Annotated in this window: 21 protein-coding genes; 10 read left to right on the forward strand and 11 right to left on the reverse strand. The window is 71.1% G+C overall.

Annotation, left to right across the window (positions count from 1 at the left end; translation table 11 throughout):
- Positions 1-711: 711 nt before the first annotated feature.
- From IE317_RS41490 to IE317_RS41500, 3 genes are read right to left on the reverse strand one after another with little or no spacing between them, the layout of a single operon-like run.
- Complete coding sequence (locus IE317_RS41490; protein WP_191316836.1) at positions 712-936, reverse strand: hypothetical protein; 225 nt, start codon at positions 934-936, stop codon at positions 712-714.
- Positions 933-1514 carry a hypothetical protein gene (locus tag IE317_RS41495; RefSeq protein ID WP_191316837.1) on the reverse strand — a complete coding sequence of 194 codons (582 nt, stop codon included), beginning with the start codon at positions 1512-1514 and terminating at the stop codon, positions 933-935. Before IE317_RS41495 ends, IE317_RS41490 begins: the two co-directional genes overlap by 4 nt.
- A 30-nt stretch (positions 1515-1544) precedes the next feature.
- Positions 1545-1739, reverse strand: a complete 195-nt coding sequence (locus IE317_RS41500; protein WP_191316838.1) for a hypothetical protein — start codon at positions 1737-1739, stop codon at positions 1545-1547.
- Between the two features lie 138 nt (positions 1740-1877).
- On the opposite strand from IE317_RS41500, the gene IE317_RS41505 reads away from it, so the two are divergent.
- A complete protein-coding gene (locus tag IE317_RS41505; RefSeq protein WP_191316839.1) occupies positions 1878-2459 on the forward strand; it encodes a short chain dehydrogenase in 582 nt (193 codons plus the stop codon).
- Between the two features lie 6 nt (positions 2460-2465).
- On the opposite strand, the gene IE317_RS41510 is transcribed toward IE317_RS41505, so the two are convergent.
- Positions 2466-2960: a carboxymuconolactone decarboxylase family protein gene (locus IE317_RS41510; RefSeq protein ID WP_191316840.1), complete on the reverse strand. Its 495-nt coding sequence runs from the start codon at positions 2958-2960 to the stop codon at positions 2466-2468.
- 124 nt (positions 2961-3084) lie between these two features.
- Here IE317_RS41510 and IE317_RS41515 point away from each other — a divergent pair, with 124 nt between their 5' ends.
- Positions 3085-3549: a MarR family winged helix-turn-helix transcriptional regulator gene (locus IE317_RS41515; protein WP_191316841.1), complete on the forward strand. Its 465-nt coding sequence runs from the start codon at positions 3085-3087 to the stop codon at positions 3547-3549.
- A gap of 25 nt (positions 3550-3574) precedes the next feature.
- Here the strand turns inward: IE317_RS41515 and IE317_RS41520 are convergent, their stop codons facing one another.
- Positions 3575-3991, reverse strand: a complete 417-nt coding sequence (locus tag IE317_RS41520) for a cupin domain-containing protein (RefSeq protein ID WP_191316842.1) — start codon at positions 3989-3991, stop codon at positions 3575-3577.
- 61 nt (positions 3992-4052) lie between these two features.
- Between IE317_RS41520 and IE317_RS41525 the strand changes: the two genes are divergently transcribed.
- The 3 genes from IE317_RS41525 to IE317_RS41535 all read left to right on the forward strand — a co-directional run bounded on the left by IE317_RS41525 (position 4053) and on the right by IE317_RS41535 (position 7123).
- Positions 4053-5189 carry an acyl-CoA dehydrogenase family protein gene (locus IE317_RS41525; protein WP_191316843.1) on the forward strand — a complete coding sequence of 379 codons (1137 nt, stop codon included), beginning with the start codon at positions 4053-4055 and terminating at the stop codon, positions 5187-5189.
- A gap of 40 nt (positions 5190-5229) precedes the next feature.
- Complete coding sequence (locus IE317_RS41530) at positions 5230-6177, forward strand: SDR family NAD(P)-dependent oxidoreductase (protein WP_191316844.1); 948 nt, start codon at positions 5230-5232, stop codon at positions 6175-6177.
- Between the two features lie 229 nt (positions 6178-6406).
- Positions 6407-7123, forward strand: a complete 717-nt coding sequence (locus IE317_RS41535) for a S1 family peptidase (RefSeq protein ID WP_229903196.1) — start codon at positions 6407-6409, stop codon at positions 7121-7123.
- Here the strand turns inward: IE317_RS41535 and IE317_RS41540 are convergent.
- A complete protein-coding gene (locus tag IE317_RS41540) occupies positions 7120-8289 on the reverse strand; it encodes an aminotransferase class V-fold PLP-dependent enzyme (RefSeq protein ID WP_191316846.1) in 1170 nt (389 codons plus the stop codon). The genes IE317_RS41535 and IE317_RS41540 overlap by 4 nt on opposite strands.
- A 46-nt stretch (positions 8290-8335) precedes the next feature.
- On the opposite strand from IE317_RS41540, the gene IE317_RS41545 reads away from it, so the two are divergent.
- Both IE317_RS41545 and IE317_RS41550 read left to right on the forward strand, forming a co-directional pair.
- Positions 8336-8962 carry a GntR family transcriptional regulator gene (locus IE317_RS41545; protein WP_191316847.1) on the forward strand — a complete coding sequence of 209 codons (627 nt, stop codon included), beginning with the start codon at positions 8336-8338 and terminating at the stop codon, positions 8960-8962.
- On the forward strand, positions 8959-9717 hold the full coding sequence (locus IE317_RS41550) for a metallophosphoesterase (protein ID WP_191316848.1): 759 nt from the start codon (positions 8959-8961) through the stop codon (positions 9715-9717). Before IE317_RS41545 ends, IE317_RS41550 begins: the two co-directional genes overlap by 4 nt.
- Here IE317_RS41550 and IE317_RS41555 read toward each other — a convergent pair.
- The 5 genes from IE317_RS41555 to IE317_RS41575 are packed head-to-tail and all read right to left on the reverse strand — an operon-like array spanning position 9707 to position 15744.
- Entirely contained in the window at positions 9707-11332 is a 1626-nt protein-coding gene (locus IE317_RS41555; protein WP_191316849.1) for a CocE/NonD family hydrolase, read from the reverse strand. The two genes, IE317_RS41550 and IE317_RS41555, sit on opposite strands and share 11 nt — an antisense overlap.
- A 50-nt stretch (positions 11333-11382) precedes the next feature.
- Complete coding sequence (aspA, locus tag IE317_RS41560; protein WP_191316850.1) at positions 11383-12774, reverse strand: aspartate ammonia-lyase; 1392 nt, start codon at positions 12772-12774, stop codon at positions 11383-11385.
- On the reverse strand, positions 12771-13682 hold the full coding sequence (locus IE317_RS41565; protein ID WP_191316851.1) for an asparaginase: 912 nt from the start codon (positions 13680-13682) through the stop codon (positions 12771-12773). Before IE317_RS41565 ends, aspA begins: the two co-directional genes overlap by 4 nt.
- Positions 13679-15100, reverse strand: coding sequence for an amino acid permease (locus tag IE317_RS41570; protein ID WP_191316852.1), 1422 nt, complete (start codon positions 15098-15100; stop codon positions 13679-13681). The genes IE317_RS41565 and IE317_RS41570 overlap by 4 nt, the downstream gene beginning before the upstream one ends.
- Positions 15097-15744, reverse strand: coding sequence for a FadR/GntR family transcriptional regulator (locus IE317_RS41575; protein ID WP_191316857.1), 648 nt, complete (start codon positions 15742-15744; stop codon positions 15097-15099). The genes IE317_RS41570 and IE317_RS41575 overlap by 4 nt, the downstream gene beginning before the upstream one ends.
- Before the next feature lie 399 nt (positions 15745-16143).
- Between IE317_RS41575 and dnaE the strand changes: the two genes are divergently transcribed.
- From dnaE to IE317_RS41590, 3 genes are all read left to right on the forward strand, one after another.
- Positions 16144-19731, forward strand: coding sequence for a DNA polymerase III subunit alpha (gene dnaE, locus IE317_RS41580; protein WP_191316853.1), 3588 nt, complete (start codon positions 16144-16146; stop codon positions 19729-19731).
- Positions 19732-19798: 67 nt separating this feature from the next.
- A complete protein-coding gene (locus IE317_RS41585) occupies positions 19799-21268 on the forward strand; it encodes an MFS transporter (RefSeq protein WP_191316854.1) in 1470 nt (489 codons plus the stop codon).
- Between the two features lie 419 nt (positions 21269-21687).
- Entirely contained in the window at positions 21688-22854 is a 1167-nt protein-coding gene (locus tag IE317_RS41590; protein ID WP_191316855.1) for a low temperature requirement protein A, read from the forward strand.
- The last annotated feature ends 333 nt before the right edge of the window (positions 22855-23187 follow it).

Consider the following 23187-nt stretch of genomic DNA (forward strand, 5'->3'; position numbering starts at 1 on the left):
CCGGTACGGCGGACCGGACACGGGCTGCGGGATTTTTTCGGGACTGTTCGTAGGCGGTCGTCAAGCCGCGGTGGGAGTGGGTGCGGTCGGCCGGGTCGTGCGAGGCGGCGAGGAAGAACGCGCGCTTGAGCTTCCGGTTGCCGGGCTCGAGGAGATGCCGAAGTAGGCGGCCAGATGCGCGGAGGAGGCGAAGTTGAGGGCGTCACCGACTTCGAGCAGGATTGCGGGCTGCGGTCCGGGGCGGTGACGGTCTGCTCGCCGAGGGCGGTCATGATCGCCTCGGCCAGCCGCTCACCCATGCGGGAGCGCGGATCTTTGCGGTCGCGGTGGGGGGTTTACGTCGGCCAGCCTCGGGGCCGCCGCAGCGGAGGAGGATCTCCGGTACTGCGGGCGGCTGATCCGCGGGCCGCGGGTGGGGAAGTGAGTGGGCCGCGCCGACGATGACGCGTCCCGACACCGGTCTTCGCGCGAACCCCGGGGTAGCGGTCGGCGACGCAGCGCATGGCTGGCCCGGACAGAAAGACGGCCTGGTGTCCGGCGGCGCGGGCGGCCGGGACCGGCAGTGCCCCGATGGTGGCGGGCTGGTCGACCTCGCTCAGCAGCGTTCCGTGCCGGGCGAATTCGTCCAGCAGTGCTCGCAGCTCCGGTTCGGTTGCCGTCCGGGGCGGGGCCGGCCGCCCCGGCGAACGCGCCGGGGCGGCCGGAGAGCGGTCAGCCGCAGTGCCAGCGCACCACCGCCTTCTCGGGATCCGGCGAGTACACCGTCGCGGTGCCGAACACGTCGCCGGTCTCGGTCACTTCCCGTGGCCGGGTGTCGTGGCCGGGCAGGGCGACCGTCTGGGCCGGGCCGCCGCCGGGCGGGAGGAACAGCGTCGACCCGTCGGGCGCGTGGCCCACGACCGCGCCCGCGGAGTTCATCGCCGCCGCGGACTTCAAGCCCGGTAGCGCGCGGTCGACCGAGCGTCGTGGTTCCAGAGGAACACTCCCGCGTCGCCCGCGGTCCCGGCGATCCGGTGCGTCGTGATCACCTGGGGCACCACGTCACCGGCGGGAACCGGCGACGCCAGGCGGATCGCGGCGCCACCCTGCGGCAGCACCTGGCCCACCAAGTGGCCGCCGGCGGACCAGTCGACGACCGCCGCCGCGACCGTGCCGTTGTCGTCGATGCCGCCCTGGACCTGCCAGCCCGGTGCGGGGAGGAGCACCTCGACGGTTCCCGGCGCGTCCGCCGGCCACACGACCGTGGTGTTCACCCCGGATGCCGCGGTTTCGCCGACGGCGCCGAGGATGTCGCCCCGAGCGTTGATCGCCAGCGCCTTGGTGTTCGTGTACCCCGGCGGGTCGGGCAGCCGTTCGAAGTGGCCGCCGGTGTACCGGACGGCGTGGTGGAGCGGGAATTCCCCGTACTCGGTGTACGAACCGACCGCGACGCCGGACGCGTTCACGTCGGTCAGCTCGGTGTCCAGCCCGAACGCGGTGCCGAGCAGGTGCGGGCCGTCGGCACGCCAGACCACGCCGGCGAGCCTCCCGCCGATCGAGGCCGGCTACAGCGTGCCGGCGACCGCCCCGGCTTCGTCACCCGAGCCGAGATCGTGGACCCGGTAGCCGTCGGGTACCGGCAGCGTGGTGGGCGCCCACTGGCACCCCTCCGCAGCTTCGGCAGCCGGCGCCCCGGCCAGGATCCCCCCTGCCAGCAACGCCGCGATGATGGTCGCGGTGTACTTCCCTGGTGTTCTCAAGCGTCCTCCTCGGACCTCGGATCAGCCTCTGACCGAACACCGGAATTCTACCGGCGACCACCGACAAAAACGGGATTCCCGTTGTGCGGCAACGGGTTCGAGGCAAATCCGGTTGTCGGGCGCGCTACCGTCGAGGGCATGAGGATCATCCTGCTGGGAGCCACCGGGCTCGTCGGCCGAGCCGTCGCCGCCGCCCTCGAACCGCGGCACGACGTCGTGCCCGTCTCGCGCACGTCGCCGGTCGAAGCGGATCTCGCGGATCCCGCCTCGCTCGACGCGCTGTTCGGGACGCCCCCGGATGCCGTCGTGTGCTGCGCCGCCAACGTCCCGCTGCGCCCGCTCGCCGGACTGACCGACACGCAGGTGCTCGACGACCTGCGCGCCAAGCTGCTCGGCCAGGTCGCGCTCGCCCGGCGCGCGCTGGAGCACCTTCCCGCCGGGGGCTCGATCACGCTCACCGGCGGGACCTTCACCGAGCCGATCCCGGGCAGCGGGCTCGGTGCGCTCGTCAACGCCGGTCTCGAGGCCTTCGTCCGGTCGGCCGCCGCCGAACTGCCGCACGGGCCGCGGATCAACGTCGTGAGTCCGGGTTGGATCAGCGAAACCCTCGAAGCGATGGGGGAGGACGGCGGCCGCGGGACGCCGGTGGCGGTCGTCGCCGAGGCCTACCGCGCCCTCGTCGAAGGGGACGCGAACGGCCGCACCGTCGTCCCCGGGTGAACCGGGTCATGCCGCATGCCAGGCGTGCTCGGCGAAGGCGTCGTCGAGCGGGGCGCGGGTGAGCCGGTTCGCGAACGTCGACAGCGTGTACGTTCCGATGCCCAGCACCACCTCCAAGGCGTTCCGCTCGGTGTAGCCGGCGCCGGTGAACGTCTCGAGCCCCTCGGCCGGGACTTCGCCCCTGGTGTCCATGACCGCGTGGACGAAGACGCGCAGCGCCTCCAGCCGCGGCTCCGGCAGCGGGGCCTCGGCCCGCAGCGCCGCCACCAGTTCCGGCGATGCGGGCAGGCGGGTCAGCGTGGCCGTGTGCATCGCCACGCAGAGGTGGCATTCGTTGCGCGCGGCCACGGTCATGATCAGCACTTCGCGTTCCAGCGCCGTCAGGGTCGTGGTTTCGAAGATGGCGCTGAGCTTGAGGAAGCCGTTGAGCAGTTCCGGCGAGGTCGCCAGCCGGGCGACGGCGGACGGCACGCGGCCGAACTTCTTCGCGGTGGCCGTCATCGCGGGGGGGCGGCCGGGGGTGCAGACTCCGGGGTGTGATCGGCGAACAAGGTGACTCCCGAGCTAGAATCGACAATGTGGTTGTCGAAACCGTAAACCAGGTTGTCGAGTTTGACAAGCGACCATGACCGACACCCCCGGTTACGAGCTGCCCTTCCTGCTGTTCGGCGGCTTCCGCACGCTCATCGACCGCCTGCACGCCGAGCTCGCCCGCCGCGGCCACCCGGGCCTGCGGCCGTCGTACGGCTTCGCGATGCAAGCTGTCGGCGTCCAGGGCGCGACGGCCTCGGAGATCGGCCGGCGCCTCGGCGTGTCCAAGCAGGCGGCGGGCAAGACCGTCGAGCGGCTCGAGGCACTCGGGTACGCCGAGCGCGCCGACGACCCGGCCGACGCGCGCCGCAAGATCGTCCGGCTGACCGCGCACGGCGTCGACGCGCTCGGGAAATCGGCGGAGATCTTCGACGAACTGCGCGCGGACTGGGCGCGCGTAGTGGGTGCGGAGCGGATTACCGCGCTGGAGAACGACTTGCGCGCGGTCGTGGGTCCGGCGGCGTACCGGCTCGACGCCGCCGGGTGGCTGTCGAGCTGATCCCCGGGGTCAGGCCTGGGCGAGGCTAGAAGCCGCAGCCGGGGTCCGGGGCGTCCTCCGACAGCGGGCTGCCCGCCGGGAGCACGTACAGGACTTCCAGCACCAGCGGCGTCGAGCCCAGGTTGCGGCCGATGTGCACCTGGTCGGGCTTCTCGGTGAACGCGCGCCCGGTGCCGAAGATGCCGTCGATGCTGCAGTCGGCCAGGTTGTGCGTGAGCGTTCCGGACTTCACGTACGCGTAGAGCGTGCCGTCGTGGAAGTGCCAGCCGGTGTAGCCGCCGGGCTGGATCGTGACCTCCCGCAGCGTGTAGTCGGTGTGCCCGATGGTCTGCTGGGCCAGGATCGTGCCGGTGACGCCGCTGCCGGGCGTCGCGGAGGCGGTGGCGGGCAGCACCAGGGCCGCGGCGAGGGCGGCCGTGACAACGGCGATCGGCTTGCGCATCGGCCCAAGCTACCGCGTCCGGGTGTGCCCGTGGGGGCAGTGTTGCGGGTAGTTTGCGGCCATGGACGCGGACGTTTTCGGGCAGGTCCTCGGCGCGGTGCGGGAGTTCGTGCGCAAGGAGGTCGTGCCGCGCGAGGCGGAAATCGACGAACGCGACGAGATCCCCGCCGAAATCCGGGAAAAGGCGGCCGGGCTGGGACTGTTCGGCTGGGCGCTGCCGGAGGAGTACGGCGGGCTCGGCCTCGGCATGGCCGAAGACGTCCGGCTGGCCGTCGAACTCGGCTGGACGACGCCCGCCTTCCGGTCCCTGTTCGGCACCAACAACGGCATCGCCGGCCAGGCGATCGTGCACCACGGGACGCCGGACCAGCGCGCCCGCTGGCTGCCCCGGCTGGCCGCCGGCCAGGCGATCGCGTCCTTCGCGCTCACCGAAGCCGAGGCGGGCTCGGACCCGGGCGGGCTGACCAGCCGCGCGGTCCGCGACGGCGACCGCTACCGGCTGTCCGGCACCAAGCGGTTCATCACCAACGCGCCGCTCGCCGAAGTGTTCGTCACCTTCGCGCGCACCGAGCCGGAAAGCACCGGCAGCCGCGGCATTTCCGCGTTCCTCGTGCCCGCGGGCGCGCCTGGTGTCACCGTCGGCCCGCACGACGCGAAGATGGGCCAGGCCGGCGCGTGGACGTCGGAGGTGGTCTTCGACGACGTCGAGCTGCCCGCCGACGCGCTGATCGGCGACGAGGGCAAGGGTTTCGGCATCGCGATGGCCTCGCTGGCGCGCGGCCGCCTGCACATCGCGGCACTCTGCGTCGGCCTGGCCGAGCGGGCGCTCGCCGAAGCCGTCGAGTACGCGCGGACGGCGCGCCAGGGCGGCCGGGTGATCGGCGAGTACCAGCTGGTGCAGGCGCTGCTCGCGGAGTCCCACGCCGAACTCGCGGCGGGCCGCGCGATGGTCCACGAAGCCGCCGCGAAGTACGACTCGGGCGAGGACCGCAAACTCGGGCCGTCGTCGGCGAAGCTGTTCTGCACCGAGATGCTCGGCCGGGTCGCGGACCGGGCGGTCCAGGTGCACGGCGGCACGGGGTACGTCCGCGGGGTGACGGTCGAGCGGATCTACCGGGACGCCCGGCTGTTCCGGATCTACGAAGGGACCAGCGAAATCCAGAAGCTGGTGATCGCGCGGCAGCTGCTGAAGGGCTGAGCTTGCGCTGGAGTCCGCTCCAGGTCGTAGCGTCGGCGGCATGACCACCGCACAGCACAAGATCGGCTCCGGCTTCGACGGCACCACCACGGCGGCCGAGGTCGTCGCCGGTCTCGACCTGACCGGCAAGCTCGCCGTCGTCACCGGCGGCTACTCGGGCATCGGCCTGGAGACCACCCGGGCGCTGGCGGGCGCGGGCGCGCACGTCGTCGTCCCGGCCCGCCGGCGCGCCACGGCGGAAGAAGCCTTGCGAGGCTTGGAAAACGTCGAGATCGACGACCTCGACCTCGGCGACCTCGACAGCGTCCGCACGTTCGCTTCGCGGTTCCTCGAGTCGGGACGGGCCATCGACGTCTTCATCGGCAGCGCCGGGATCATGGCGCTGCCCGAGACCCGCGTCGGACCGGGCTGGGAGGCGCAGTTCGCCACCAACCACCTCGGACACTACGCGCTGGCGAACCGTCTCTGGCCGGCCTTCCGCCCCGGCGCCCGCCTGGTTTCGGTGTCCTCGCGCGGCCACCACTACGGCCCGGTGCGCTTCGACGACCTGAACTTCGAGCGCGGCTACGACAAGTGGCTCGCCTACGGGCAGGCGAAGACGGCGAACGTCCTCTTCGCCGTGCACTTCGACAAGCTCGCGCGCGACCGGGACGTCCGCGCGTTCGCCCTGCACCCGGGCCGGATCCTCACCGAGCTCGTGCGCCACCTGGAGCGGCAGGAGCTCGTCGACGCGGGCATGGTCGACGAGTCCGGCCGGGTGACCGGCGGCGCGAAGACGCCGGAGCAGGGCGCGGCGACGCAGGTCTGGGCGGCGGTTTCGCCGCAGCTCGACGGCCTCGGAGGCGTGTACCTCGAGGACTGCGACGTCGCCGAGCCCGCGGTCGACGGCGTGCGGTCGGGCGTCAAGGACTACGCGATCGACCCCGTCCTCGCCGAGCGTCTCTGGGCGGTGTCCGCCGAGCTCACCGGCGTGAACGCCTTCGCCTAGGTGGCGAGAGCCCCACCCGCGGCCGTCGGGCCACCGCCACCACGAACCGGGGTGCCCGCCGGATCGATCACGGCGGAGCGGACGGCGATGCTGGCCTTCAGCAGTCCTCGACCGAAGGAAAAGCATGCCGAAGAAGAAATCCGTGCGCCGCACCCTGATTCGTGTGGCCGGTGTCGCACTGGCCGGAGCGGTTTGCGCGCTCGCGGTACCCGGCAGCGCAGGTGCCGTGGTGAACGGGGAGGACTCCACCGAGCGCTACGGGTTCATGGCCTCGATCCCGGAGGTCGTGCCTGAACTGGGCAACGCGAAGGGTGTCTGCGGAGCGGTGCTCATCCACCCGAGGTGGGTGGTGACCGCGGCGCACTGCGTCGACCCCGGGCGCAACCCGGCCGTGCCGGAGGGGACCGTGCGCATCGGCAGCGAGCGCCGAACCTCCGGCGGCACCGTGCGCGCGATCGACCGGATGGTGCGGCACCCGGGCTACCGGCCGGGCGCGCCGAACGAGAACGACATCGCGCTGGTGCGCCTGGACCGTCCGGTCGCGGAGCGGCCGATCCGCGTGGCCGGCCGTCCCGGCCGCCCCGGCACGCCGACCCGCCTGCTGGGCTTCGGCACCACGGTCGACACCGCCGACATCACCGAAGCGGTGTTCCCGGAACGGCTTCAGCAGCTCGACACCCGCCGCGGGGCGGAGGCGGAGTGCTCGCCGGGCTACGCGGATCCGACCCGGCTGTGCACGGTGAGCCGCAAGCGCGGCGCGATGGCGTGCATGGGTGACTCCGGCGGGCCGCAGGTCCAGCGCGGACCGGGCGGCCGCTGGGAGCTGATCGGCGTCACCTCCGGCCCCGGCGACGACGACGTGCCCTGCGCCAACGGACCCGGGCTCTACACCAGCGTCCCCGCCTACGCGGGCTGGATCCACCGCACCATCCACGGGCGCGGCTAGAGCTTCCCGATCTCCCGCACCAGCAGGTCGATCTCGTCTTCGGTGTTGTAGTAGTGCACCGACGCACGCACCATGTCCGGCAGGGCGCGCGCGGTGAAGTCGTACTGCGCGGAGGTGCGCGTCGACAGTGACGTGTTGATGTTCGCCTCCGCCAGCCGCGCCTTGACCTCCGCGGCCGGCGTGCCGTCCACGCTGAAGGTCACCAGGCCGCACTTGCGCGCCCCGGCGTCGTGGACGCGCGCGCCGGTTTCGGTGAGCCGCTCGCGCAAACTGGCGGCCAGGGAGGCGACGCGCGTTTCGATCGCGGGCAGCCCCCATTCGAGCGCGTAGTCGATGGCCGCACCGAGGCCGCACACCGCGGCGAAGTCGCGCTCCCACACCTCGAAGCGCTTGGCCGTCGGGTCGACGACGTACTCCGTCGGCGACTCCCAGCTCGCCGAGTGCAGGTCGAGCATCGCCGGCTCCAGCCGCTCGCGCAGCCGCGGGTGCACGTACAGGAACCCGGTGCCGCGCGGGCCACGCAGGTATTTGCGGCCGGTGCCCGACAGCGCGTCGCACTTCAGGCGGGTGACGTCGAGGTCGAGCTGGCCCGCCGACTGGCACGCGTCCAGCAGGAACGGGATGCCGGCCGCCTCGGCGACCGCGCCGATCTCCTCGGCCGGGTTGACCAGGCCGCCCTGGGTGGGCACGTGGCTGACGGCGATCAGCTTGACGTTCCCGTCGACGCGCCGCCGCAGCTCTTCGACGTCCAGCTGCCCGGACTCGTCGTCGCCGATCACCTCGACGACCGCGCCGGTGCGCCGGGCGACCTGCAGGAACGCGATCGCGTTGCTGGCGTACTCCGCCCGCGAGGTCAGGATCCGGTCCCCGGGGCCCAACGGCAGCGCGTAGAACACCGCCTGCCAGGAGCGGGTCGCGTTGTCGGTGAGCGCGATGTCGTCGGTGCCGGCGCCGAGCAGCCGGGCCACCGACGCGTACACCGCGTCCAGGCGGCCCGCGGCCTCGGCGGCGGCTTCGTAGCCGCCGACCAGCGCTTCGTGGCGCAGGTACTCGACGACGGTGTCGGTCACGACGGCCGGGGGCAGCGCCGCGCCCGCGTTGTTGAAGTGGACCACTTCGGCGCAGCCCGGGGTCTCGCGGCGGGCGCGTTCGACGTCGAAACTCATACGAACTGAATACAGTAGATAGCTATTGTATGCAATACTGCCCCGCATGGCCCGCACCCCGCTGCGCAGCGACCTCATCGAGCAGATCACCGCCCGCGTGCTCGACCGGCGGCTCGCGGCCGGCACCCGCGTCAACGAGGTGCACCTGGCCCGCGAACTCGGTGTGAGCCGGACGCCGTTGCGGGAAGCGCTGATCGGGCTCGCCGACCGCGGCCTGCTGGTCTCCGCGCCCGGCCGCGGGTTCCTCGTGCCGCCGTTCGACCCGGACGAGGCACGCCGGCTCTACCCGCTGGTGGCCGAGCTCGAGGCCCTGGCGCTGCGCTGGACGTCCCCGCTCGAGCTGGCCGGGCTGCCGGACGCACTCGACGCCGTCGCCGACGAAATGGCCCTGTCCGACGGCGGTGATCTGTCCGCTTTGGACGATCGGTGGCACGCGCTGCTGCTGTCCCGCTGCCCGAACCCGCACCTGCTGCGGCTGATCGAGCAGACGAAGCCACTGCTCAAGCGCTACGAATCGGCGTACTTCGCCCGGCAGGGCCACGCCGGGGAGAGCATCGGCGAGCACCGCCGCATCGCCGCGGCCCTGCGCGACGGCGACCTGGCCACCGCGTCCGCGGTGCTCGTCGCCAACTGGGTCAAAGCACTGGCGTACCTGGGGAAGGACGAAGGATGATCATCGCGCACCTGAGCGACCTGCACCTCGACGGCGGTTCGCGAGCGGAAGACCGCGTCGCGGCCGTGATGGGTTACCTCGGCGGGCTGGCGGAACCGGTCGACGCGGTCGTCGTCACCGGCGACATCGCCGACCACGGCACGGCCGAGGAGTACGCGCGCGCCGCCGAGCTGCTGAAGTACCCGGCGCCGGTGCTGGTGGGCCCGGGCAACCACGACGTCCGCGCGGCGTTTCGCACGGGACTGCTCGGCCTTCCCGCGTCCGACGGCCCGATCGACCTGGCCCAGGAGATCGGAGGCGTGCTGTTCGCGCTGTGCGACTCGACGATCCCGGGCCGCGGCGCGGGTTTCCTCGCCGACGAGACCCTGTCGTGGCTCGACGGTGTGCTCTCCGGCGGCGACGGCCCGGCGTTCGTCGCGTTCCACCACCCGCCGGTCGAGGTCGGCGTCCCGCTGGTGGACGCGATCCGCCAGTCCGGGGCCGAAAGGCTGGCGGCCGTGCTGCGGCGGCACTCGCGCGTGAAGGCGCTGCTGGCCGGGCACGTGCACACGGGTGCCTCGACGACGTTCGCCGGCGTCCCGCTGCGCATCGCGCCCGGGATCGTTTCGAGCTCCCTGCTGCCGGTCGAGCCGGGGGCGGACCGCGGCTGGGCCGAGGGCGGTCCGCTGGACTACGACCGGCCCCCGGCCTTGCTGCTGCACGTCCTCCACGACGACGGCCGGGTGACCAGCCATCACCGGGTGATCAGCCGCTGAATACCGGGAGGGTGAGGCGGGACGGGTGGGCCGCGTCGTGGAACACCTCGAAACGGTTGGGCTTGCCATCCACCGCGGACGTGACCGGTTCGCCCGTGCCGTGGTTGCGCGCGAACCGCGGGAACGCGCCGCCCGCCACCTGCACGCGCAGGCGGTGGCCGCGGCGGAAGCGGTACGCCGTCGGGTCGAGGGTCACCTCCGCCGTCACCACGCCGTCCGCGTCCGCCGCCGGGAAGCCCGGGCGCAGGCGCAGGATCCCGTCGGTCACGTTGCGGGAAACCCCGCCGGCGTCGACGTCGCAGAGCCGGACGTAGACGTCGGCGTGACCCAGCTCGGTGCGCACGTGCACGGTCGCCGACACCTCGCCGATGACGTCGAGGTCCGACGGCAGCGGCTCGCCGGTGAACACCAGCACGTCCGGCCGGGCCTCGACCTCCTGGTTGTCACGCTGCTTCCACTCGCCCGTCAGCAGCGGGCCGCCGACCGCGGGGGTCGGGTCGGCCGGGTCGTAGGTGAACGTCGTCGGCAACGCCGGTTCGCCGACGTTTTCGCCGAGCCCGCCGATCGGCCGCAGGTGCGCGTCGGTCGCCTTCGACGGCGGCGGCCAGGACTCGAAGTCCAGCCACGTCCCGGCGCCCTGCAGGAACAACCGGACCGGCGAGCGCTGCAGCTGGGTGCGGTCGCCGAGCAGGTGCGCGCGCAGGAAGCCAAGCTGGTCGCGGATCATCGGGCCCATGCTCGCCGGCTCGCCGTGGGCCCACGGCCCGATGGTGATCCGCGGCGCCTTGCCCGCGTCGGCGAGGAGCCGGAAGTCGCGCAGCTGCGAGCCGATGAACAGGTCGTACCAGCCGGTGACCATCGACACCGGGACGTCGAGCTTCGCGACTTCGGCGCTGTGGTCGGACATCGCCCAGTAGTCGTCTTCGGGGACGAAGTGCTCGGTGACGTCCTGCAGGAACTGCACCGGCTTCCCGATCGCGGCGACGTCCGCGCGGCTGAGCGGCAGGAACGACATCGCCTTCCGCGTCTTCCGGGTCTGCAGCGGGTTCGGCAGCGTGGCGAAGCGCTCTTCCTGGCGGCCGATCAGCGCCGACCACGAGATCATGTTGTCCGCCGCGAGCACGCCGCCCGGGTAGAACGTCGAGACGAACTCCGACGCGGTCACGCCCAGGCACATCGCGGCGAGCGGCGGGTCGAGGTACGGCCCGACCGCCCACTGCGTGTGCCCGAGGTAGCTGGCGCCGGCCATGCCGATGGCCCCGTCGCACCACGGCTGGGCGCGCAGCCACTCGGCGGTCGCGATGCCGTCCTCGCGTTCGAGGTGGAACGGCCGGAACTCGCCGCCGGAGCCGAACGAACCGCGGGTGCTCTGGACGACCGTCTGCAGCCCGTGCCGGGCGAACGTCTCGCCGAAGAGCTTCGAGAGGATGCCCTTGCGCCCGTACGGCGTGCGGATCAGCACGACGGGCGCCGACGTCGTGCCGGCCGGGGCGTACCGGTCGGCGAGCAGCGTGACGCCGTCGGGCATCGGCACGGCGAGGTCCCGCGTCACGGCCGGCTGGGGGCCTTCGGCGCGGGGGAGTCCGAGCAGCTTGTCGACAAGTCGGTCCAGCACGGGCGCCCGCCTTCCGAAGTGGAGTAGATCCTTCCGGATTCGACGGTACCTCAGTTCGCGCGGGCGAGCGTTTCCGGTCGCAGCAGCTTCGCCAGCTCCTCGGCCGGGATCAGCCCCTTCTCGACGACGAGCTCGGCGACCCCGCGCCCGGTGGCCAGTGCCTCCTTCGCGATCTCCGTCGCGGCCGCGTAGCCGATGCTCGGGTTGAGCGCCGTCACCAGGCCGATCGAGTTCTCGACGTAGGCGCGCAGGACGTCGACGTTCGCCGTGATCCCGGCGACGCATTTCGAAGCGAGGGTCCGGCAGGCCGCGCCCAGGTGCGTGATGCTCTCCGACAGCGAGTGCAGGATGATCGGCTCGAACGCGTTGAGCTGCAGCTGGCCGGCCTCGGCGGCCATCGTCACGGTGACGTCGTTGCCGATCACCTCGAACGCGACCTGGTTGACCACCTCGGGGATCACCGGGTTGATCTTGCCGGGCATGATCGACGACCCGGCCTGCACCGGCGGCAGGTTGATCTCGTTCAGCCCGGCGCGCGGGCCCGAGGACAGCAGCCGCAGGTCGCTGCAGCTCTTGGAGAGCTTGACCGCGATCCGCTTGAGGACACCGGAAAGGTGCACGAACGCGCCGCAGTCCTGGGTCGCTTCGACGAGGTCCGCGGCGGTGACGACCGGCAGCCCGGTGATCTCGCGCAGGTGGCGGCACGCGGCTTCGGCGTACCCCGGCGCGGCGTTGAGGCCGGTGCCGATCGCGGTCGCGCCCAGGTTGATCTCGTGCAGCAGCGCGACGGCTTCGTTCAGCCGCTGCCGGTCCTCGCCGAGCATCACCGCGTAGGTGCCGAACTCCTGGCCGAGCGTCATCGGCACGGCGTCCTGCAGCTGCGTGCGGCCCATCTTCAGCACGTCGTGGAACTCGACGGCCTTGGCGGCGAACGCCTTCTCCAGCACGACCATCGACTCGGACAGCTCGCGCACGGCGATGATCGTCGCGACGTTCACCGCCGTCGGGTACGCGTCGTTCGTCGACTGCGAGAGGTTGACGTGCTCGTTGGGGTGCACGACGTGGTAGTCGCCCTTGGCGTGCCCGAGCAGCTCGAGGGCCCGGTTCGCGATGACCTCGTTGGCGTTCATGTTGGTCGACGTCCCGGCGCCGCCCTGGATGACGTCGACGACGAACTCGCCGTGCAGCGCGCCTTCGCGGATTTCCCGGCAGGCCGCGCAGATCGCGTCGGCGATGTCGGGGGAGAGCAGGCCCAGCTCGGCGTTGGCGCGCGCGGCCGCTTCCTTCACCGAGGCCAGCGCCTCGACCAGGTGCGGGTACGCGGCGAGCGTCGTGCCCGTGATCGGGAAGTTCTCGCGGGCGCGGGCGGTGTGCACGCCCCAGTACGCCTCGGCGGGGACGTCCTTGTCGCCCAGCAGGTCGTGTTCGCGGCGGGTGGTCATCGCAAGCTCCCCACGGACGAGGTGAAACGCAGGTTCTCCGGGCCGGGCGGCACGTCGGCCCCGCACAGCCCGAGCAGCGCGGCCAGCACCGGGTACCGCGCCCGGTCCCCGCCGTCGGCGATCTTGACCGCGATCGCCGTGCCGTCCGGCAGCGCGGCGACCTGGACGGCCTCGAAGCCGTCCTTGGCGATCAGCCCGGGCACCGCGCGCATGACGGCGGTGACGTCCCGGCGGCTGCCGCCGACCAGCTCGGGGTGCCGCCGGATGCCGTCGGCGACCAGGCCTTCCGGCGTGCCGGGCGCGGCGGTGGCGATCTTCGACACGGCCGTCGCGAGCCCGCGCAGCGTCGTCGCGAAGAGCGGCGCGCCGCAGCCGTCGACGGCCACGCGGGCGATCTCGTGCCCGGTCAGGTCCTCGACGGTGGCCGCGATCGCGCGCTGCAGCGGGTGGGCCGGGTCGAGGTAGCCCTCGGTGCCCCAGCCGTTCAGCTCGCAGGTCGCGAGCATCGCCGCGTGCTTGCCGGAGCAGTTGTGCCCGAGCCGGCTCGGCGCCCGGCCGGTCGCGATCCAGCGGTCCCGCTCGACCGGGTCGAACGGGAAGTCCGCCGGGTTGCCCAGCCGGTCGGGGGAGCGTCCGTCGAGGACCTCGAGCACGGCGTCGAGGTGCATGGCCTCGCCGGAGTGGCTGGCCGCGGCGATCGCGAACCCGGCGGGGGACAGGCGCAGCCCGAGCCGCGCCATCGCCGTGGCCTGCAGCGGTTTCGCCGTCGAGCGCGGGTACATCGGCGTGTCGACGTCCCCGGCGGCGAACCGCGTCGAGCCGTCCGGGGCGAGCACCACGGCCGAACCGTGGTGGACGCCCTCGACCAGGCCGTCGCGGATCAGCTCGACGAGGGGTTCGTGAGTCACATGCCCTCCTCGTCGAACGCCCGCATGTCGATCCGCTTGCGCACGCCGAACCAGCCGGCGACCAGGGCGACGAGGATGGCGGGCAGCGCGAGCAGGGTGATCCGGCCGGTCTCGTCGAAGCCCATCAGCACCACGACCGCGGCGAGGAACACCAGCGTCGCGATCTCGGTGTAGGGCGAGAACGGCAGCCGGAACGACGGCCGCTCGAGGCCGTCGCGCTTGGCCCGGCGCACGAACAGCAGGTGGCAGAGCACGATGATGGCCCAGGTGGCGAGGATGCCGATCGCGGCGAAGTTCAGCACGATGTCGAAAGCTTCCTTCGGCACCAGGTAGTTGAGCCCGACGCCGAGCACGCAGACGGCCGCGGTGAGCAGGATCCCACCGTAGGGCACGTGGTTGCGGTTCATCACGCCGGTGAACTTCGGCGCCGAGCCCGCCATCGCCATCGACCGCAGGATGCGGCCGGTCGAGTAGAGGCCGGAGTTCAGGCTGGACAGCGCGGCGGTGAGCACGACCAGGTTCATCACGCTGTCGGCCGCGGGCACGCCCAGGTGCGAGAGCACGGTGACGAACGGGCTCTGGTCCTTGGTGTAGGAGCTCCACGGCAGCAGCATCGCCAGCAGCACGACCGAGCCGACGTAGAAGACCAGGATGCGCCACATGATGGAGTTGATCGCCTTCGGCATGATCTTCTCCGGGTTCTCGGTCTCGCCCGCGGCGACGCCGACCAGCTCGACCGAGGCGTAGGCGAACACCACGCCCTGCACGATCAGCACCATCGGCAGCAGCCCGGACGGGAAGATCCCGCCGTGGTCGGCGATCAGCTGCGGGCCGCCCGCGACGCCGTCGATCGGCGTCTGCGTCACCAGCAGGAAGATGCCGATCACCATGAACAGCACGAGCGCGGCGACCTTGATGATGGCGAACCAGAACTCCATTTCGCCGAACAGCTTCACCGACACCATGTTCAGCGTCAGGACGACGGCGAGCGCGATCAGCGCAAGCACCCATTGCGGGATCGGCGAGAAGAAGGACCAGAAGTGCGCGTACAGCGCGATCGCCGTGATGTCGGCGATGCCGGTGGTCGACCAGTTGAGGAAGTGCATCCAGCCGGCGACGTACGCGCCCTTCTCGCCCATGAACTCGCGGGCGTAGGAGACGAAGGCGCCGCTGGAGGGCCGGTACAGGATCAGCTCGCCGAGCGCGCGGACGACGAAGAAGGCGAAGAGCCCGCAGACGCCGTAGACGATCGCCAGCGCCGGGCCGGCCTGGGCGAGCCGCCCGCCGGCGCCGAGGAACAGGCCGGTGCCGATCGCCCCGCCGATGGCGATCATGTTCACGTGCCGGGGCTTGAGGGCCTTGCGGTAACCGGCGTCGCCCGCGTCGGCGGTCGTGGCCGTGAGGGTCTGTTCGCTCACTTGTCCCCGTTCACGATGCTGGTCAGAGTGGCTTCGACGTGCGTCAGGTGTGCCGTCATGGCTTCGACGGCCTGCTGTTCGGAACCGCTTTCGATCGCGGTGACGATGTCCCGGTGCTCGATGTTCGACTGGTGGCGCCGGTCGCCGAGCTGGTTGAGGAAGGCGGACTGGCGGGCGAGCGCGTCCCGGATCTCCTCGATCACCTTCCCGAACACGGGGTTGCCCGAGGCCTGGGCGATGGTGATGTGGAAGAGCGAGTCGAGCGCGACCCAGGCCGTGTTGTCGGTCTCGGCGTCCATCCGGTCGAGCAGGTGGGCGAGCAGGTCGAGGTCGTCCTGGCTGCGCCGCACGGCCGCGTAGCCGGCGACGGGGATCTCGACGTGCCGGCGCACCTCGATGAGGTCGCGGGCCGAGTAGGGGCCAAAGGTGGGGTTGTCCGCCGGGCCGGTCGCGGTGACGAAGGTGCCCTTGCCGGTCCTCGACTCGGTCATGCCGAGCGCCTGGAGGCCGCGGAGGGCTTCCCGGATCACCGACCGGCTGACCTCGAACTCCCTGCTCAAGGCGGCTTCCGAGGGAAGCTTGGCGCCGACGGCGTACTCACCGCGTTCGATGGCGGCGCGCAGGTGGGCCAGCACGGCTTCCATGGCGCTCACCCGGCGAAGACCACCATGTCCACCTTGTCCGGCTGTCTGGCTGTCAGACAGGTTCATGGCGGGAATGCTCGGTGCCGGTGCCGCCGGTGTCAACGCGGGTCTCGACGTCTGTGGCCCACCTCACCCGCGCGGCGCCAGATGCAGTGAATGACTCATTCCTGGCATCCGGCGCCAGGAATGAGTCATTCACTGCATTCCGCCACCGGGGGCCGGCGTCCCGGTGTGACCGGTCGGCAGCGGCGCGTGTCGTGATCGTTTCCGCCCGAAGGAGCCGCGCGTCGGTGCGCTCCTGCGGCGCCGCCGAGGCGCACAATCGAGCCCGGCGAGCGCGGGATAGGGTGGGAGACCCGCCGCGCGCCGGTCCGATCCACCTAGGGGAGGTTTTCGCTGGTGTCGAACGATTCCTTCGTCCACCTGCACGTCCACACCGAGTACTCCATGCTCGACGGTGCGGCGAAGATCGCCCCCCTCTTCGCGGAGGCGGCGCGCCTCGGCATGCCCGCGGTCGGCATGACCGACCACGGCAACATGTACGGCGGCGACGAGTTCTACCAGCAGTCCAAGAAGGCCGGCATCAAGCCGATCATCGGCATCGAGGCCTACATCGCGCCGGAGAGCCGGTTCCACAAGAAGCCCGTCTTCTGGGGCCAGGCCAACCAGCGCGGCTCGGACGAGTTCGGTGAGGGCGGCGACGTCTCCGGTGGCGGTGCGTACACGCACATGACCATGCTCGCGTCGAACGCCACCGGGCTGCGGAACCTGTTCAAGCTGTCCTCGCTGGCGAGCATGCAGGGCTACTACCGCAAGCCCCGGATGGACCGCGAGCTGATCGCCGAGAACCACTCGGGGATCATCGCGACCACCGGCTGTCCGTCGGGCGAGGTGCAGACCCGGCTGCGGCTGGGCCAGAAGGAGGCGGCCATCCAGGCCGCGTCCGACTACAAGGACATCTTCGGCGCCGACAACTTCTTCCTCGAGCTGATGGACCACGGCCTGCCGATCGAGCGGTCGGTCCGCGAGGGCCTGCTGGAGATCGGCCGGCTGCTCGACCTCAAGCCGATCGCCACCAACGACTCGCACTACGTCACCAAGGACCAGGCAGACACGCACTCGGCGCTGCTGTGCGTCCAGGCGGGCAAGACCCTCAACGACCCGACCCGGTTCAAGTTCGACGGCGACGGCTACTACCTCAAGTCCGCCGCCGAGATGCGCGAGTACTGGGACAAGGAGGTCCCGGGCGCGGCCGACACGACGCTGATGATCGCCGAGCGCGTCGAGTCCTACGAAGAGGTCTACTCGCACAAGGACCGGCTGCCGTTCTTCGAGGTGCCGGAGGGGTACGACCAGGGCGGCTGGCTGCGCGAAGAGGTCCAGCGCGGCCTCAAGTGGCGCTTCCCGGACGGCGTGCCGGACCCGTACTACAACGAGCGCATCGAGATCGAGCTCGACGTCATCATCGGGAAGGGCTTCCCGGCCTACTTCCTCATCGTCGCCGACCTCATCAGCTACGCCCGCAAGGTCGGCATCCGGGTCGGTCCCGGCCGTGGTTCGGCCGCCGGTTCGCTGGTCGCGTACGTGCTCGGTATCACCAACCTGGACCCGATCCCGCAGAAGCTGCTGTTCGAGCGGTTCCTGAACCCCGAGCGCGTCTCGATGCCCGACATCGACATCGACTTCGACGACCGCCGTCGCGGCGAGATGATCCGGTACGCGACGGACAAGTACGGCGCGGACAAGGTCGCCCAGGTCATCACCTTCGGCACGATCAAGACCAAGGCGGCGATCAAGGACTCCGCCCGCGTCCACTTCGGCCAGCCCGGGTACGCGATCGCGGACAAGATCTCCAAGGCGCTGCCGCCGCCGATCATGGCGAAGGACATCCCGCTCTCGGGCATCGTCGACTCCAAGCACGAGCGCTACGGCGAAGCCGCCGAGGTCCGCGCGCTCGTCGAGACCGACGAAGAGTGCAAGACGATCTTCGAGACCGCCCGCGGCCTCGAGGGCCTGATCCGCAACGCCGGCGTCCACGCCTGCGCGGTCATCATGTCCTGCGACCCGCTCACCGACGCCATCCCGCTCTGGCAGCGTGACGACGGCTCGATCATCACCGGCTGGGACTACCCGTCGTGCGAGGCCATCGGCCTGCTGAAGATGGACTTCCTCGGCCTGCGCAACCTCACCGTCATCGGTGACGCGATCGACAACATCAAGGCCAACCGCGGGGTCGACGTCGACCTCGACACGCTCGGCGTCGACGACCCCGAGACGTACAAGCTGCTGGCTCGCGGCGACACGCTCGGCGTGTTCCAGCTGGACGGCGGCCCCATGCGCGACCTGCTGCGGCGCATGGAGCCCACGGTGTTCGACGACATCGTCGCGGTCGGCGCGCTGTACCGCCCCGGCCCGATGGGCATGAACGCGCACAACGACTACGCCGACCGCAAGAACAACCGGCAGAAGGTCAAGCCGATCCACCCGGAGCTCGACGAGCCGCTGCGGGAGATCCTGGCCGACACCTACGGCCTGATCGTGTACCAAGAGCAGATCATGCACATCGGCCAGAAGGTGGCCGGGTACACGATGGGGCGCGCGGACGTGCTCCGCCGCGCGATGGGCAAGAAGAAGAAGGAAGTCCTCGACAAGGAGTACGAGGGCTTCGAAGAGGGCATGCGGAACAGCGACCTGGTCCCGGGCGGGTTCTCGAAAGAGGCGATCAAGGCCCTCTGGGACACGATCCTCCCGTTCGCCGGGTACGCGTTCAACAAGAGCCACGCGGCCGCGTACGGCCTGATCTCGTACTGGACCGCCTACCTCAAGGCGAACTTCACCGCCGAGTACATGGCGGCCCTGCTCACCTCGGTGGGTGACAACAAGGACAAGTCGGCGGTCTACCTGTCCGAGTGCCGCCGCCTCGGCATCAAGGTGCTGCCGCCGGACGTCAACGAATCGGCCCTGCGCTTCGCGGCCGTCGGGGACGACATCCGCTTCGGGCTGGGTGCGGTCCGCAACGTCGGCCAGAACGTCGTCGAGTCGATCATCAAGACCCGCGAGGAGAAGGGCAAGTACGCCTCCTTCACCGACTTCCTCGACAAGTCCGAGCTCGTGGCCTGCAACAAGCGGGTCATCGAGTCGCTGATCAAGGCGGGCGGGTTCGACTCGCTCGGCCACACTCGCCTGTCGATGATCCAGGTCCACGAGGACGCGGTCGAAGCCGTCGTCCCGCTCAAGCGCCAGGAGGCGATGGGCCAGTTCGACCTCTTCGGCTTCGGTGGCGACGAGGGGGAGGCGGCGCCGTCGTCGTCCCCGCTCGCGCACCTGAAGTTCGGCGAGGAGGAGTACCCGCGCAAGCAGCTGCTCGCCTACGAGCGCGAGATGCTCGGCCTGTACGTCTCGGCGCACCCGCTGGACGGCGCCGAGCGGATCCTGCGCAAGCACGCCCCGAAGCCGATCGCGAGCATCCTCAACGATCCGCCGAAGGAAGGCGAGCTGGTGATCTCCGGGCTGATCACCTCGCTCGAGCGGCGGGTCAACAAGAAGGGCGAGCCCTGGGCGATCTGCACGGTCGAGGACATGGACGCCTCGCTCGAGGTGCTGTTCTTCCCCAAGTCGTACGCGCTGTTCGCGAGTGAGCTCATCGAGGACAACGCGGTCCTGGTCAAGGGCCGGGTGAACTGGCGCGAAGACAAGATGTCGATCTTCGGTGGGGGCCTGGCCACGCTCGACCTCTCGGAGGTCGGCACCGGCAACGGCGACGACGAGCCGCCCCTGGTGCTGCTCGCGGCGGCGGAGAAGATCGACCAGTCGGTGGTGAGCGAGCTGCGGTCCACGCTGCTGGCGCACAAGGGGGAGACCCCGGTGCACCTCAAGCTGGTGGGGAAGAACCAGACGGTCTTCGCCCTCTACGACTACCCGGTGAAGGTCAGCTCGATGCTGATCGGCGAGCTCAAGGGCATCCGGGGCATCACGGCCTCGACGTAGCCCTTCGGAAGGCGGGATCCGGGCGCACAGCGCGCGCGGATCCCGCCTTTCGTGTTTGCTGGACAGGATGACTCACGAACCCGACCCCCGCCGCTGGAAAGCGCTTGCCGTCTCGCTCACGGCCGGGTTCATGGGCCTGCTCGACGTCAGCATCGTCAACGTCGCCCTGCCCTCGATGCAGGCGGGCCTGCACGCGAGCAGCAGCGGGATCCGCTGGGTCGTCTCCGGCTACGCGCTGGCGTTCGGCCTGGTCCTGGTCACCGGCGGCCGCCTCGGGGACGCGTTCGGCCGCCGGAACATGTTCCTCGGCGCCCTCGCCGCCTTCGTCCTGACCAGCGCGCTGGCCGGCGCGGCCCCGAACGAGACCACCCTGGTGCTGGCCCGCCTGGCCCAGGGCGTCGCGGCGGGCATGCTCACCCCCCAGAACACCGGCCTGATCCAGGACCTCTTCCGCGGCGCCGAGCGCGGCCGCGCGTTCGGGATGTTCGGCGCGGTCGTCGGGATCTCGACGGCGGTCGGGCCGATCCTCGGCGGGTTCATCCTCGCCGTGTTCGGGGCGGAGGACGGCTGGCGCTGGGTCTTCTACGTCAACGTCCCGATCGGCGTCCTCGCGTTCGCCCTGGCGCTGCGCCTGCTGCCGCGCAGCGAGAAGAAGCAGCTCAAGGTCTCTTCGGAGATCGACTTCGTCGGCATCGCGCTCCTCGCGGTCGCCGTGCTCGGGGTGCTGCTGCCCGTCATCGATTCCGACAGCGGCGGCTTCAAGCAGCTGTGGTGGCTCTTCATCGTCGCCGCGGGCTTCGGGTTCGCGTTCGTGCGCTGGGAGCGGTCGGTGGTCCGGCGCGGCCGGTCGCCGCTGCTGGACACCCGCCTGTTCACCGAGACGCCGGGGTACGCCGCCGGCGCGGCGGTCGGGGCGCTCTACTTCTGCGGATTCGCCGGGATCTGGCTGGTCTTCGCGATGTTCTTCCAGCAGGGCCTGGGCTACTCACCCCTGCAGTCCGGCCTGTCGGTGACGCCGTTCGCGCTCGGCTCGGCGGTGTCCGCCGCCGTCGCGGGGCGGCTGGTCCCGCGCTTCGGACGGCGGCTCACCGTGACCGGGCTGGCCATGGTCGCCGTCGGGCTGCTGGGTGTCGCGCTGCTCGCCGAGCTGGTCACGCCGTCGGCGTCCGGCTGGGCGTTCGCGCTGCCGCTGCTGTTCGCGGGGGTGGGCGGCGGGATGGTGATCTCGCCGAACACGACGTTGACGCTCGAGTGCGTGCCGGTCCGGATGGCCGGGGTGGCCGGCGGCGCGCTGCAGACCGGGCAGCGGATCGGCACGGCGATCGGCACCGCCGTGCTCGCGTCGGTCTTCGGCATGGTCATCGGCCACGGCTATCCCGTGGCGCTCACCGTCGCGCTCAGCTGCGCGGCCTTCCTGACGTGCGGCGCGCTCGTCCTGGCGCTCGCCGAACTGCGTGCGCGACGGCACCGGGCTTCCGAACAGGAGCGGGAAACGCGCGCGGCCGAAGCTGCCGCCGCGGACGTCCACCGGGGTTGAGACTACTTTCCGCAGATTCGCGATGCTCCATCCGAGTGACGAGCGCGGACAGACACTGGTGCTACGGAGAGCAACCGGGTAGATCTTATGGAGCCTTCACTGCGCGGCTTCGGCTACCGACAGTGGCAATCAGTCGGCCACCCGGGGATGGGGTGACCGACTTGAGCGATCGAGGCGTCCGGAGTTCGAGGGAATGGACACACTCGGTCACCTTCCGTCCAGTGGGTGTCGGCGTCCGCGGGGGACCGACCGGCACTCGCGGAAGGTCTGCCCATCGGTGGTCCGCCGGCGCGTGACGGTGGCGGGCGGGCCCGGGTGAGGGGGAACCGGGCCCGCCCGTTCTTCGTGTCGTGCTTCCACCCCGCTCGTGATCATGCTGGGATGACCGCGTTCGCCCGAGGCCGAGCGTGGGAGTCCCGATGACCGAGCAGCCGTGGTACCGGCCGATGCGGGCGCGCGACCGCGCCGAGCACCACCGCGTCGCGACACCGCTGGAGCTGCTGTTCGACCTGTGCTTCGTGGTCGCGGTCGGCCAGGCCGCGACGTCGCTCCACCACGCGCTCGCCGAAGGCCACGCCGCTCACGGCGTCTCGTCCTTCGCGATGGTGTTCTTCGCGATCTGGTGGGGCTGGCTGAACTTCAGCTGGTTCGCCTCGGCGTTCGACACCGACGACGTCCCGTACCGCCTGGCCACGCTCCTGCAGATCGCCGGCGGCCTGACCGTGGCGGCGTCGGTGACGGGGGCCTTCGAAGGCGACTTCCGGCTGACGGTCGCCGGGTACGTCCTGATGCGGCTGGCCCTGGTGTTCCAGTGGCTGCGGGCCGCGCGGTCGGAACCCGAGTGCCGCCCCAGCGCGCTGCGCTACGCCGTCGGGATCGCCGTGGCCCAGGTGCTCTGGGTCTCCTACCTGTGGCTGCCGGCCGGGCTGCACCCGTACGCGTTCGTCGCGTTCGCTGTCCTGGAGATGGCGGTGCCGGTGTGGGCGGAGAGCCGGCACGGCACGACGTGGCACCCCCACCACATCGCCGAGCGGTACGGCCTGTTCACCCTGATCGTGCTCGGCGAGGTGATCCTCAGCGCGACGAACGCGGTCAAGGAGGGCGCCGCCGAGCCGGGCCACCCGGGCGCGCTGATCTCGCTGGCCGCGGCCGGCCTGGTGCTCGTGTTCTCGATGTGGTGGCTGTACTTCGACCGGCCCGGGCACGCGCGGCTCGTCCGCCGCCCGACCATGTTCACGTCGATGAGCTGGGGGTACGGCCACTACTTCATCTTCGCCTCCGCGGCGGCCGTCGGCGCCGGGCTCGAGGTGGCGGTCGCCTACGACACGGGGACGGTGCACCTCGGCGGGGTGGCCGCGGCGCTGCCGACCACGGTGCCGGTCGCGGTGTTCCTGCTGAGCGTGTGGCTGCTGCACATCGGGCCGACGAACGAGTGCCGTCCGATCGCCATCGGCTTCCCGGTGACGGCCGTGCTCGTCGTCGCCGCGTCGTTCGTGCCCGCGCCGATCCACGTGACCGCGGTACTGGCGGCCGCGCTCGTCGTCCTGACGGTCGTGGCGACGCACGGGGAGCGGCGGCCGGCCTGACGGGCGTCCTGGCCTCATCGGTGGTATCGGTGCAGGTCAGCGGCCTGGCGCGAAAAAAGGGACCCCCCTGTGCGAGGGGGTTTCGGGGGCATGTAAAGTTCTCCAAGTCGCCAGGGAAACCGAGCGGCCGCCGGGAACACGAACCACTCTACCACGATCGTGGTAGAGTGGGTGGTCCCGAACCAGGGTGGTATCCCTGGAACAAAGCTTGAAACAAAAGCCGAAGACCAAGGCGCTTCGCGGCGCGGCGGTCCGAAGTGTGTTGCTTGAGAACTCAACAGTGTGCTAGTGAACTAAGCCAGTAGAGCTTATGTATTGAAACCTCGTATGAGG

Origin of the sequence: Amycolatopsis bullii (assembly GCF_014654205.1) — a bacterium.
Classification (GTDB): domain Bacteria; phylum Actinomycetota; class Actinomycetes; order Mycobacteriales; family Pseudonocardiaceae; genus Amycolatopsis; species Amycolatopsis plumensis.